This is a genomic window from Priestia sp. TSO9, assembly GCF_021029645.1.
GTDB lineage: Bacteria > Bacillota > Bacilli > Bacillales > Bacillaceae_H > Priestia > Priestia megaterium_E.
The window spans coordinates 1-13,144 of sequence record NZ_JAJEKD010000004.1 but is presented as its reverse complement, the minus strand read 5'-3'; the positions used below and the strand labels follow the sequence as shown (position 1 = coordinate 13,144).

At 39.2% G+C, this 13,144-nt stretch carries 10 protein-coding genes, 9 tRNA genes and 2 rRNA genes; 1 reads left to right on the top strand and 20 read right to left on the bottom strand.

The features are described 5' to 3' along the window. Positions 1-122: 122 nt before the first annotated feature. The 8 genes from LJC66_RS00860 to sigW form a co-directional block, all read right to left on the bottom strand. Positions 123-1,460 carry an SH3 domain-containing protein gene (locus LJC66_RS00860; RefSeq protein ID WP_208732802.1) on the bottom strand — a complete coding sequence of 446 codons (1,338 nt, stop codon included), beginning with the start codon at positions 1,458-1,460 and terminating at the stop codon, positions 123-125. Positions 1,461-1,603: 143 nt separating this feature from the next. After that, positions 1,604-2,320: a YebC/PmpR family DNA-binding transcriptional regulator gene (locus LJC66_RS00855; RefSeq protein ID WP_013054976.1), complete on the bottom strand. Its 717-nt coding sequence runs from the start codon at positions 2,318-2,320 to the stop codon at positions 1,604-1,606. An 861-nt stretch (positions 2,321-3,181) separates the two neighbouring features. After that, entirely contained in the window at positions 3,182-4,984 is a 1,803-nt protein-coding gene (glmS, locus tag LJC66_RS00850) for a glutamine--fructose-6-phosphate transaminase (isomerizing) (RefSeq protein ID WP_230931646.1), read from the bottom strand. 430 nt (positions 4,985-5,414) lie between these two features. After that, a complete protein-coding gene (glmM, locus tag LJC66_RS00845; protein ID WP_025753441.1) occupies positions 5,415-6,761 on the bottom strand; it encodes a phosphoglucosamine mutase in 1,347 nt (448 codons plus the stop codon). Positions 6,762-6,789: 28 nt separating this feature from the next. Further along, positions 6,790-8,364, bottom strand: coding sequence for a CdaR family protein (locus tag LJC66_RS00840; RefSeq protein ID WP_230931645.1), 1,575 nt, complete (start codon positions 8,362-8,364; stop codon positions 6,790-6,792). Then, the gene (cdaA, locus tag LJC66_RS00835; RefSeq protein ID WP_050690781.1) at positions 8,357-9,178 is read right to left on the bottom strand and encodes a diadenylate cyclase CdaA; all 822 of its coding nucleotides are present in this window, start codon (positions 9,176-9,178) and stop codon (positions 8,357-8,359) included. Before cdaA ends, LJC66_RS00840 begins: the two co-directional genes overlap by 8 nt. Before the next feature lie 192 nt (positions 9,179-9,370). Beyond that, positions 9,371-9,976 carry an anti-sigma factor family protein gene (locus LJC66_RS00830; protein WP_050690780.1) on the bottom strand — a complete coding sequence of 202 codons (606 nt, stop codon included), beginning with the start codon at positions 9,974-9,976 and terminating at the stop codon, positions 9,371-9,373. 14 nt (positions 9,977-9,990) lie between these two features. Next, the gene (sigW, locus tag LJC66_RS00825) at positions 9,991-10,554 is read right to left on the bottom strand and encodes an RNA polymerase sigma factor SigW (RefSeq protein ID WP_013054969.1); all 564 of its coding nucleotides are present in this window, start codon (positions 10,552-10,554) and stop codon (positions 9,991-9,993) included. A 164-nt stretch (positions 10,555-10,718) separates the two neighbouring features. Between sigW and LJC66_RS00820 the strand changes: the two genes are divergently transcribed. After that, on the top strand, positions 10,719-10,880 hold the full coding sequence (locus LJC66_RS00820) for an aspartyl-phosphate phosphatase Spo0E family protein (RefSeq protein WP_013054968.1): 162 nt from the start codon (positions 10,719-10,721) through the stop codon (positions 10,878-10,880). An 82-nt stretch (positions 10,881-10,962) separates the two neighbouring features. On the opposite strand, the gene rocF is transcribed toward LJC66_RS00820, so the two are convergent. The 12 genes from rocF to LJC66_RS00760 form a co-directional block, all read right to left on the bottom strand. Next, entirely contained in the window at positions 10,963-11,862 is a 900-nt protein-coding gene (gene rocF / locus LJC66_RS00815) for an arginase (RefSeq protein ID WP_050690779.1), read from the bottom strand. 163 nt (positions 11,863-12,025) lie between these two features. Next, positions 12,026-12,101, bottom strand: a tRNA-Ala gene (locus LJC66_RS00810). Positions 12,102-12,122: 21 nt separating this feature from the next. After that, positions 12,123-12,197: transfer RNA gene (locus LJC66_RS00805), tRNA-Gly, on the bottom strand. A 9-nt stretch (positions 12,198-12,206) separates the two neighbouring features. Beyond that, positions 12,207-12,279, bottom strand: a tRNA-Lys gene (locus LJC66_RS00800). Between the two features lie 4 nt (positions 12,280-12,283). Further along, a tRNA-Gln gene (locus tag LJC66_RS00795) sits at positions 12,284-12,358 on the bottom strand. A gap of 7 nt (positions 12,359-12,365) precedes the next feature. Next, positions 12,366-12,449, bottom strand: a tRNA-Tyr gene (locus LJC66_RS00790). A gap of 8 nt (positions 12,450-12,457) precedes the next feature. Continuing rightward, positions 12,458-12,533: transfer RNA gene (locus LJC66_RS00785), tRNA-Thr, on the bottom strand. A 4-nt stretch (positions 12,534-12,537) separates the two neighbouring features. After that, positions 12,538-12,613: transfer RNA gene (locus LJC66_RS00780), tRNA-Val, on the bottom strand. 23 nt (positions 12,614-12,636) lie between these two features. Continuing rightward, positions 12,637-12,711: transfer RNA gene (locus LJC66_RS00775), tRNA-Glu, on the bottom strand. Positions 12,712-12,714: 3 nt separating this feature from the next. Then, positions 12,715-12,789: transfer RNA gene (locus LJC66_RS00770), tRNA-Asn, on the bottom strand. Positions 12,790-12,798: 9 nt separating this feature from the next. Then, positions 12,799-12,914, bottom strand: a 5S ribosomal RNA gene (rrf, locus tag LJC66_RS00765). A 108-nt stretch (positions 12,915-13,022) separates the two neighbouring features. Then, positions 13,023-13,144, bottom strand: a 23S ribosomal RNA gene (locus LJC66_RS00760); the annotation flags it as partial.

Sequence of the window (13,144 nt, the reverse complement as noted above, 5' to 3'; positions counted from 1 at the left end):
GTAAGAGATTAAACGCTTTCATTCAATGAATAGGAAAACTAACTTTGTCGTACCACAGACGGACAAAGCTTTTAATTACATAAAAAAGCAGCTGAATTACACGAATTCAGCTGCTTTCTAACTTAATATTTATCTAATTCACTTACAGGAGATTGAATAATCACCGGATTTTTCTCTGGATTTAACCATTTTAAAATAGAGACAACTTGTTCTTTAGAAGTGGCCGTACATCCTGCGGTATAATTTGTTCCTACATGAAAGAAGATTGCACTTCCCTTTCCTGGGGTTCTAGATTCATTATAATTAATGACAAACCCATAATCATAAGCCGGGATATCCATGTTCTCAGCGCTTGTCCAGCGGCCATTCGCCGGCTTTTGCTGCCACGTATTATATAGAGAGCTTTTTGAATCGTCTACCCACACATCATTTGCTGTAATCTTTCGATATGGAAGCTTAGTTCCAGGATTTGCATAGCGTCCAAATGCTGTGCCAATTGTATATTTCCCTGTCGGAGATTCCATATCTCCTTCTTTTTTAGATAAAGCGAATCCTTTTTGTCCAAGTACACCGTTCGCAGTTAAAACTTGCTTCCATTTTCCATCGACCTTTTCAAAAGTTTGAATTTTAGCAGACTTCGTATCGTAGTTATCTGCTGTAACCAAGATGACTTGCTGAGCGTTACCTAACGTTTTAAAAGAATCGACTACGAGCTTTGGAGACGCTGTAGCTGAAGCCTGTACATAGTCACTGCTTACATATCCTGTACGGCCGTTGTAGTTAATTTTATACCAGCTTCCGCTTTTGCCCACCACAGACAGCTTCTGGCCTTTTGTCACACTTCCTATGGATGCATAGCTAGTGCCCGCTCCGCTTCTTACATTCAACGTGCTTGCCGTTACTGTGTACGTTGTGCTTTCTGCCGGCGGCGTTGCTCCTGTTCCCGATACCTGTACGTAGTCACTACTTACGTAGCCTGTACGGCCGTTGTAGTTAATTTTGTACCAGCTTCCGCTTTTGCTCACCACGGACAGCTTCTGGCCTTTTGTCACACTTCCTATGGATGCATAGTTGGTGCCTGCTCCGCTTCTTACATTTAGCGTGCTTGCCGTTACTATGTACGTTGTGCTTTCTGCTGGTGGGGTTGTTGTTCCTGATGCTTGTACATAATCGCTGCTTACGTAGCCCGTGCGGCCGTTGTAGTTAATTTTGTACCAGCTTCCGCTTTTGCTCACCACAGATAGCATTTGACCTTTCACTACGCTGCCAATAATCCCGTAAGTCGTTCCCGCTCCACTTCTCACATTTAGCTTGCTTGCCGTTACTTTATATGTAACTGTCGCTGCATATGCCTTTTCTTGATTTCCCACGATTGAGCCAAAGCCAGGCGTTACAGCCGTTGCAAGTGTAGCTGTTAACGCCATCCCCACCATTAATTTTTTCAACTGCTTTCCCTCCATTTATCTCTTATAAAATTCTACTATTTTCTATTCTTAATTCATTATCTTACCATATTCCAAACGAAGGGAAAGGGTCAATAGATGCTTTTCACACGGCCTATAAAAAAAGACAGACCTCTTTGATAGGTCTGCCTCTTTCACTATTATCCTAAATCAACGTTGTGATATACTTGCTGCACATCTTCTAGGTCCTCTAATGCATCAATCATTTTTTCAAACTGAGCTTGTGCATCTTCAGGAAGAGTTACATCATTTTGAGCAAGCATCGTTTGCTCAGCTACTGTAAATTCCGTAATCCCAGCATCGTTGAACGCTTTTTGTACCGCATGGAATTGATCCGGATCAGCATAAACAATTACAGAATCTTCTTCTTCTAAAATGTCACGCACATCTACATCTGCTTCCATTAACAGTTCTAGCGTCTCTTCTTCATCCTTACCTTCTACACCAATAACAGCTGTTGGATCAAACATGTACGCTACTGATCCGCTTACTCCCATATTACCGCCGTTTTTACCAAAAGCAGCACGCACGTCTGAAGCTGTTCTGTTTACGTTATTCGTAAGAGCATCTACGATAACCATTGAGCCATTTGGTCCAAAACCTTCGTAACGAAGATTATCGTAATTTTCTTCTGATCCGCCTTTTGCTTTTTCAATCGCACGGTCAATAATTGCTTTTGGCACATTGTATGTTTTCGCGCGTTCTAATACAACTTTTAACGCTTGGTTTGATTCTGGATCTGGCTCGCCTTGTTTCGCAGCCACATAAATCTCACGGCCAAACTTGGCATATATACGACTTGTATTAGCATCTTTTGAAGCTTTCTTTTCTTTAATATTGTTCCACTTACGGCCCATATTGTTTCACTCTCTTTCAAAATTGAATCTAATAAAATAAATAGGCAATGATATATCCGTCTTTATTATACATCAATTCCCTCTTATCTTTCGAGTTTAATACTTAAAAAAGAAAAGCAATCTTTTGGTATATTTCATTAACTAAATAAATGAGAAAACCATTTGATAACCGGCTGAATGATTTTTGTATATACATCTTTAAGCGGTTTGTATATACATCTCATCCAAATCCACCGTAAAGGATAGTAGATCATATGAATTATGATCCACTTAACTCCTTTCCAGAAACAGAGGAATATACGCTGACAAAATGAAACCACAGGAATAACAATTTCATTGTAAAATGGCAGCACAACATATTTCCAGAAAAGATAACAAGGGTAACAAACTAGATACAACACAGGGTATAAAACGCACTTCCATATAAATCTAGTTATAGGCAAAAAACATCGTTTCCAAACGAAGAGAATAAAAGGATAGATGAGGACACTCCATAGCCAAGAAATAGGATAAACGAACAAGAAACGTATAATGTATCTCCAAATGAAATCAATGACAGGTTGAATAATTCTTGTTCCTATCCATATGAGGGGCTTAGCGATAAAATATATCCATAGCTTACACAAAATTTGAAATACAAAATAAAAGGGGAAATACAAGACAAAAAAGATGCCTCGCAACACGTACCTTATACTTTGAGCTACTCCACTAATACTTTTCACTTCCTTTTTTATAAGTGAGTTTCGTTCATTTACCTACTCTATTATATAAAATAAATTGAGCAAGCAAATATATTTTTTAGCTCAATGAGAATTATATACAAAAACACCCTTCTATAATAGAAGGGTGTCTAGAACCTTATTATTCTACAGTAACTGATTTTGCTAAGTTACGTGGTTTATCTACATCGCAATCGCGGTGCAATGCAGCGTAGTAAGAGATTAATTGTAAAGGAATAACCGCTGCTAGTGGTGAAAGTGTTTCATGAACTTTCGGAATCACGTAGCGATCTTCTTCTGTTTCTAATCCTTTCATTGAAATGATACAAGGATTAGCTCCACGTGCTACTACTTCTTTTACGTTACCACGGATGCTTAAGTTTACATGTTCTTGTGTTGCTAATGCAATAATTGGCGTATTGTTTTCAATTAAAGCGATTGTTCCGTGCTTAAGCTCTCCTCCAGCAAATCCTTCTGCTTGGATGTAAGAGATTTCTTTTAGTTTTAACGCACCTTCTAAACCTACATAATAATCAACAGAACGTCCAATAAAGAATGCGTTGCGAGTTGTTGCTAAGAATTGAAGAGCAATGCTTTCCATTTCTTCTTTGTCGTCGCAAAGTACTTCCATTGTGTTTGCTACGATTGCTAACTCTTGAACTAAATCAAATTCTAATTCAATGCCGCGTTTTTTTGCTGTTACAGCCGCTAGAATTGATAGGACTGCTAATTGAGCTGTATAAGCCTTTGTTGATGCTACAGCAATTTCCGGACCTGCATGAAGTAATAACGTATAATCAGATTCACGAGATAATGTTGATCCCGGAACGTTTGTGATTGTTAACGCTTTGTAACCTAGTTCTTTAATTTGAACTAATACTGCACGGCTGTCAGCTGTTTCTCCACTTTGAGAGATAAAGATAAACAATGGCTTTTCAGATAAAAGCGGCATGTTATAAGAGAATTCACTTGCTACGTGCACTTCTACTGGAACCTTCGCCCACGTTTCAATGAATTGTTTACCTACTAGGCCTGCATGATAGCTTGTTCCACATGCTACGATATAGATGCGGTCTGCTTCATCCATTGCTCCTAAAATGTCTGCATCAATGTGCAGTTCATTGTTCTCATTTTGGTACTCTTGAATGATTTTACGAACAACTAAAGGCTGCTCATCAATTTCTTTTAACATATAGTGAGGGTACGTACCTTTTTCAATATCACTTGCATCAAGCTCTGCTGTATAAGGTGCTCTTTCTACCACTTCACCATCAAGCGTTTTAATTGTTACGCCTTCTTTTGTCACAATTACTGTTTCTTTATCCATTAATTCTACGTACTGATCTGTTACTTGAAGCATTGCCATAGCATCACTCGCTACAACGTTAAATCCTTCGCCAACACCTACAAGAAGCGGGCTTTTGTTTTTAGCTACGTAGATTGTATTTTTATCTTCGTTATCAACAAGAGCTAGTGCATAAGAACCGTGAAGCAAGCTTACTGTCTTACGGAACGCTTCTTCTACATCTAAGCCTTCTGCTGCGATTTTTTCAATTAACTGAACGATTACTTCTGTATCCGTTTCGCTTTTGAACGTTACATCTTGTAAATATTCACGTTTCAAAATAGCATAGTTTTCAATTACACCGTTATGCACAAGTGTGAAGCGTCCAGATGTACTTTGATGCGGGTGAGCATTTTCTTGGCTTGGTACACCATGAGTTGCCCAACGCGTATGACCGATACCTGCTGGTGCTACAACACTGTGATCTACTGCCTGACGCAATTCTGCAATACGGCCTTTTTCTTTGAATACGTGTACGCCTTCATTGTTAACAACTGCAATACCCGCTGAGTCATAGCCACGATATTCTAACTTTTCAAGACCACGTAATAAAATTTCTTTCGAATCTTCTGTTCCAATATATCCTACAATTCCGCACATAGATAAAATCCTCCTTCATGTATGAAAAGAGAGTCTCTTTTCATCATCAATGATTATCATCTCAATGCTTTTGTCCAATAAGTCACCTCATTGTTTTTCACATCAAGTTTTCGGCCGTGATAATCAACAACCGGGAGGCATCCGCCGATACTTCGATAAACCTCCTCCTCGTCAACTAAGTCGTTTCCGTCCCTTTACTTAGTTCAGGCGCTTTGTATTCAATTTTAAAATAGATTGTTCACTCCTTTACATAAATTAAGAGACGAACAGATTTAATATTACAATAAGAAGTGAGAAAACGTCAATTATCTTCTTTACTATCTGTAAAAACAGCCTTTAGCATTAGATAATTTCCAAGAATTTTTCTCAACAATATAAAAATATGCATAAGCAGCTTGAAACGTCACCGCTTATGCATATAATTAATGAATTACTCTAAGCCCATTTCTTCTTTTACTACTTCTACGATACGTGTTACATAAGTTTCACATTCTTCTTGTGTTTGTGCTTCAACCATAACACGTACTAACGGCTCTGTTCCTGAAGGGCGTACAAGTACTCGGCCATTACCGTTCATTTCTTTTTCCACTTCTTCAATAACCACTTTTACCTTCTCGTTATCTGTAACATGATGCTTATCTGTTACTTTTACATTTACAAGAAGCTGAGGATATTTCTTCATTTCAGCTGCTAGTTCTGATAAAGGCTTTTTCGTTGCTTGCATAATGTTTACAAGCTGAATAGCTGAAAGCATACCGTCACCTGTTGTGTTGTAATCTAAGAAAATAATATGACCTGACTGTTCTCCACCTAGGTTATATTGATTAGCTTTCATTTCTTCTACTACGTAACGGTCTCCTACACCAGTTTGTGCACTTTCAATCCCGCTAGCTTCTAGTGCTTTATAGAAGCCTAAGTTACTCATAACGGTAGAAACAAGCGTGTTTTTCTTTAAACGTCCTTGTTCATATAAGTATTTTGCACAAATGAACATAATTTGATCACCGTCTACAATCTCGCCTTTTTCATCGATTGCGATTAAACGATCTCCGTCTCCATCAAATGCTAATCCAACATCCGCTCCTTTTTCTTTTAAGAAGGCACTTAATGCTTCCGGATGTGTAGATCCTACACCGTCATTGATGTTTAATCCGTTTGGAGATGCTCCCATTGTAGAGATATCTGCATCTAAATCCGCAAATAAATGTGCTGCTAACGATGACGTTGCCCCGTGCGCACAGTCTAATGCTACATGAATACCTGAGAAGTCTTCATCAACCGTTTGTTTTAAGTATTGAAGATATTTTTGTCCACCTTCAAAGTAGTCATTTACCTGACCTAAGTCTCCCCCAACAGGTCTTGGTAATTGATCTGTTTCACTATCCATTAACGCTTCAATTTCATTCTCTTGGGCATCTGAAAGTTTAAATCCATCTGGACCAAAGAATTTAATTCCGTTATCTTGAACTGGGTTATGCGAAGCAGAGATCATGACTCCTGCTTGTGCGCCAAGTGCTTTTGTTAAATACGCTACCCCTGGAGTTGAAATAACGCCTAGTCGCATAACTTCTGCTCCAATTGAAAGCAATCCTGCAACAAGCGCTCCTTCTAACATATGACCAGAAACGCGTGTATCGCGTCCGATTAATACTTTTGGTCGCTCTGAATCTTTTGTTAGAACGTAACCACCTAAGCGTCCAATTTTAAAAGCAAGCTCAGGAGTTAATTCACTATTGGCAACTCCTCGTACTCCGTCTGTTCCAAAATACTTACCCATTAATTTTCTCTCCTTTATGTCAAAACATTTAGTTTCCTGATGTATTATCTGTCTGTCCATCTACGGGTGTAGAATTTTCATCACTTTGATTACTACTGTCGTCACCAGTTTCTGTACTATCTGTTGGTGTATCTGTATTATCTTCAGGTGTATCGGTCTCTTCGCTTGGTTTATCAGCTGAATCACCTGAATTTCCCGTCCCAGGATTTGTTCCTGTTCCTGTTCCTGTTCCTGTTCCTGATCCAGTTCCCGTGTCTGGCTTTGTTTCTTTACCGCTCGTGCTTCCACTTGTTTCTTTATCTGTTTGCTCATCATTTGTCTCTGATTGTTTTTTCGCTGTTACACGAACTTTTGCCTGTTTAGTCGATAGAGTTGATGTAACAGAGTCGGGACTATTTATTATAATAGGAACCGTGTGCTCCCCGGCAGATAAATTCCCTACATTCGCTGACAAGGTAATGCCGCTTTTCGTTAACTTATCTAAATCAGATTTTGGTCCTTTTACATCCGCATCTACTGAAGTAGGGGAAAGCAGTTCATACGTGTACTTTGAGGATTGACCAGTTAAAGAAACTGGTAAATTCTTAAATGACTTAGTCTCAGCTGCACTTGCGTCCGTTTCTTCTGCGTCTTGCTCATCACCTTGTTTGTCTACTTCCACATGAACGGTAATTTGTTTAGGACTTACACTATCTATTCCGTCTGGAACAGGGACGTTCACCTTAATATCTTTAGATTTCGTAATACCGGTAACATCGACTGGAATATTATCAATTTTATCGATTTTTTCTAAAGAATCAGATGGACCGATAATTTTCACTGTATCTGTTTTAGGCTCTAGCTTCGTAATGTTGACACCGTCGCCTGGCGTGCCTTCTTGAATCACATCGATCGGCACTTTTTTACTAATATTTTTCACTGGAATTGTTACATTGACCGTTTCTGGTTGAACTGTTAAATTCAATTTATTTAAATTCTTGTCTAGTGCGACAACAGTTGCTTGTTTCGTGACTGTTTTTGAAGCATTATCTAAATCAATAATAGCTTTCACATAAGCAACTTGGTCTAATTGACTTGATGCGCCCGTTACCGTGACGGCTCTTGGACTAACGATTGCTTCCCCTGCTTCATATCCATTCTTGACTTTGTTTTTATCATAGCTTGCCTCTACGGAAAATTGCTTTGAATCGCGTTCTTCAATTGTTACGTTTACAATATCAGGCTTAACCACTACGTTTAAATTATCAGAGATATTTCGATACTGAACCTTGACTCTATGCTGCCCTAAGCTTAAATTATCAAGGTCAATATAAGCTTGATAATCTTTTTGTAGTTTTGTTTGAGCCAAAATATTTTTAGGACCTTCCAGTGTCATAATAACCGTATCCGGAACACCTCTTACAATTCTGTTCTTCTCATTATAGGATACTTGAACTGGAACATCTGTTAATGTTTCTACTCCGGTGTTGGCAGAACTGCTTCGGTTCAGAAACTTATTTGATGAACTGGCACCATCATCTAAATTAACAGATAAATATAACATGAAGGCTAATAGCAACGCGATAATTTTCATAACCCACGATCGATTCATCAATTTATCCATTCTTCTTCAACCTCCATTGCCAACGAGTGGAAGAAGTTGCTTTAGAAATTGTGACTAATTCTTTTTCGAGCATTTCTCTCAATGTATCAATTGTCAATTCACGATACAATTCACCATTTTTGGTAACGGAAATGCCTCCAGTTTCTTCAGATACAATGACAGTCACACTATCCGTTACTTCACTTATTCCTACAGCAGCACGATGGCGAGTACCTAATTCTTTTGAAATAAAAGGACTTTCAGATAAAGGTAAGTAACATGCTGCAGCGGCTACTTGATCCCGCTGTAAAATAACCGCTCCATCATGAAGTGGTGTATTCGGTATAAATAAGTTGATTAATAATTCAGAAGAAATATTAGAGTTGAGCGGTATACCTGTTTCAATATAGTCACCCATACCCGTCTCTCTTTCGATTGAGATCAATGCACCTATGCGTCTTTTAGCCATATAATGCGTTGCTTTTATAATCGCCTCAATCGTAACGGTACGTTCATCTTCTTCAGGCAAATTGCTGCGTGAAAACAAACGTCCTCTCCCAAGCTGTTCAAGCGCTCGGCGCAGCTCTGGCTGGAAGATAATAATGATAGCTAAAAACCCATACGTTAACGCTTGGTCCATTAACCATTGGAGCGTATTTAGTCCAAGGAAGTTACTTATAAAGCGGACAACTAAAATCACCGTGATTCCTTTTAAAAGCTGTACTGCTTTTGTACCTCTTATGACCATAATTAATTTATATATGACGAACCATACCAGGAGAACATCAACAATTTTTCCTAAATATGAGAGGATTGGCAGGTCTCCAATAGGCATCTTCTCACTTCCTCTATATATGTAATAAAGATAACATAACCGTTTTATTATACCATAAAACAAAATTACACTGTAAATTACATCTTATTTTTAAATCCTTGTTCCTATATAATGTAGCCTTCTTTTTATATAAATAAAACCGTCCACTATTCCTCTCTAACAAGATAAGCGGACGGTTGTATGTTTCAACTATTAAAAGTCAACAGCTTGTTTGGCATGAGTTTTGACGTTATACCACACCCAGTCAAAAATCTTGTCTAACTCTTCAATATTGCCTGTCACTTCTCCTGCAGAAGCTAGGTACTTATCACCATGTATAACAGTAACATTTCCATCTACTTTTCCTTCAATTTTAATATCGCCATTTCTCACAGTAATATCACCTTCGACGGTCTCACCTTTTGGTACAACGACTGTTTTATCGTGAATGACCAAGTTCGGCTGCTTTGAAACAGAAAAGTCTTCATCCGTTTCCCAAGCTGAAAACACCGTGCCGGACATTAACAGCACAAATACAGCGGCTGCACTAAGAATCGGGTGGTTTGTAAACCATCTATTCATTCGAATTCGATTCTTCTCACGTGGTAACCCAGCCATAACACCTGCTGTAAAGTTCATAGGTAATTCTATATGAGAAGTGCTTTGCACAAATGCAATGGTTCTTTTTAACTGATGCATATGCTGCTGACAACCTTTGCATTGATGCAAATGCTCTTTTAATAATAGTTCATTTTCTTTTGTAATATCTCCATCCAAATGTTCATGAATGAGATTTACATACATTTTTGGACATTTCATTCTTAGTTCACTCCTTACAAGTGGCGAAGTCGATTTCTTAAAGCTTCACGTCCTCTGTGAATTCTAGTCTTTACCGTACCAAGCGGCAGGTCTAAAATATCGCTGATTTCTTTTAACGACAGCTCATCTATATATTTTAGGACAATGACAGTTCGATATTTCTCAGGTAGCTTTAATATTTCCGACTGAATGAATTCTTGCAATTCTACTTGCTCTAGTTCTTCCTCTGGTAAGGCCTGATCGGCAGCTATTTGAGAGTACATATTTAACCCGTCGGTCCCGGCTACTTCTGCATCTAAATAATAGTCTGGCTTTTTTTTACGAATTCGATCAATACAAAGATTTGTAGCAATTCGATATAACCAGGTGGAAAATTTTTTACTCGTGTCATAGCTATGAATATTTACATAGGCTCGAATAAACGCCTCTTGTGCAGCGTCTTGCGCTTCTTCCCGGTTTCCTAACATTCGATAACATAGATGAAAAAGTTTATCCTTGTGATATTCTACTATGTCAGCAAACGCATCCTGGTCACCTTTTTTTACTTTTTTTATTTTCCTTTTTAATAATAAATCCATGTAACGGTTACCTCCGCCCATTGCGGGATAGTATATATACGTGTACTTTATCATAAAGTTTCACTTATGCTTAATTATTTTAACAAAAATTTGTCAAATATGTTTAAAAAGATCGTACGTAGGTTATGTAATTAGTATAGATGAAAAGAAGAGGAGTGGAAAGCTTGACTCATACAAAAGAGAACCTTTTGAATCAAATTGAAGAATGCAGAAATAACATGGTCACTCTTGCAGCAGAAAACCCTTTATCATCACTAACAGTGGTAAGAGTAAGTTCAGAGTTAGATGGTTTATTAAATGAATATGAAAAGTTTTTCTCTATATAAAGAAGCTCTCGAATCCGAACTAAGAGCTTCTTTTTTTTATCTTCATATATGTTTGATGTACCTTTTGGTAGGTACTAATGTTTTATACTAATTTTTCTCCTAAAAGTGAGCCCATTAATGCAACAGCTACAGTAGCTGTTTTATTCCGTTCATCTAAAATAGGATTCACTTCCACAAACTCCGCAGAAGTGATTAGCTGAGATTCTGCCAACATCTCCATAGCTAAATGACTTTCTCTGTAGCTTATTCCACCAATCACTGGCGTTCCTACTCCAGGTGCATCATGTGGATCTAGTCCATCTAAATCGAGTGATAGATGAACCCCATCTGTTTTATCACGCAAATATAAAATTGTTTCTTCCATTACTTTTGTCATACCCATTCGATCTATCTCATGCATCGTATACACTTTAATCCCTTTTTCCTTTATTAGCTCTTTTTCTCCTTCATCTAAAGAACGTGCTCCGATAATCACAATATTTTTCGGCTTGACTTTAGGTGTATAACCGCCAATTCGAGTCAATGCGTCGTCTCCTATACCTATACTTGCCGCCAATGGCATACCGTGAATATTTCCTGAAGGAGACGTATCTGCTGTATTCAAATCTCCGTGTGCATCATACCAAATCACGCCCAAGTTTTGATAATGACGACTTACTCCTGCTAGTGTTCCGATAGCGATGCTGTGATCTCCCCCTAGCACTAAAGGAAACCTTTTATTTGTAATAACATCACTTACGGTCTGAGCAAGCCTCTCGCTAGCATCTGCTACAGCTTTTAAATTCTTTAAGTTTGTATTTTCATCACTATGTACTCGTTCAGCTAAGGCAATTTCAATATTCCCTTTATCTTCTACACTATAGCCAATATTCTCGATGCGTTCAATAACACCTGCATATCGTATCGCACTTGGCCCCATATCGACCCCACGGCGAGTTTGACCTAAATCCATTGGTACTCCAATAATTGAAAGCTTATTCATAATATGTCCCCCCATCACAAATGTTGCTACTCTCTTATTGTAACGGCTAAATGAGCGATGGCTCAACTCGACACTTTTTTGAATATATATACAATTCTAATTTGTAGAAACTGCACAAAAAAACCTTTAAGCAAATTGCTTAAAGGTTATACGTTTATATGTATGGTGGAGCCTAGCGGGATCGAACCGCTGACCTCCTGCGTGCAAGGCAGGCGCTCTCCCAGCTGAGCTAAGGCCCCAAAATCTTTTTTATATAGAAATGGAGCGGAAGACGAGGTTCGAACTCGCGACCCCCACCTTGGCAAGGTGGTGTTCTACCACTGAACTACTTCCGCTTATTAAAATGAGCCATGAAGGACTCGAACCTTCGACCCTCTGATTAAAAGTCAGATGCTCTACCAACTGAGCTAATGGCTCTCTATGGCTGGGCTAGCTGGATTCGAACCAACGCATGACGGAATCAAAATCCGTTGCCTTACCGCTTGGCGATAGCCCAATAAAAATGGTGGAGGGGGGCAGATTCGAACTGCCGAACCCGAAGGAGCGGATTTACAGTCCGCCGCGTTTAGCCACTTCGCTACCCCTCCGATATAAATGGTGCCGGCAAGAGGACTTGAACCCCCAACCTACTGATTACAAGTCAGTTGCTCTACCAGTTGAGCTACACCGGCACGGTGGTGGAGGATGACGGGATCGAACCGCCGACCCCCTGCTTGTAAGGCAGGTGCTCTCCCAGCTGAGCTAATCCTCCACTATTATGTAGATAAAAATAAATGGTGACCCGTACGGGATTCGAACCCGTGTTACCGCCGTGAAAGGGCGGTGTCTTAACCGCTTGACCAACGGGCCAGTTGGCTCCACAGGTAGGACTCGAACCTACGACCGATCGGTTAACAGCCGATAGCTCTACCACTGAGCTACTGTGGAATAATAACAGCCTGGCAACGTCCTACTCTCACAGGGACAAAGTCCCAACTACCATTGGCGCTAAAGAGCTTAACTTCCGTGTTCGGTATGGGAACGGGTGTGACCTCTTCGCTATCGCCACCAGACATATTATATTATACATGATTTGATAAAGAAAGCAAGACTTTTTTAAAAAGTTTTGTTCTCTCAAAACTAGGTAACAGTTTGCTGAGTAAAGCTTACGCTTTTAAAGTTTGGTTAAGTCCTCGATCGATTAGTATCAGTCAGCTACACATGTCGCCACGCTTCCACCTCTGACCTATCAACCTGATCATCTTTCAGGGATCTTACTAGCTTGCGCTATGGGAAATCTCAT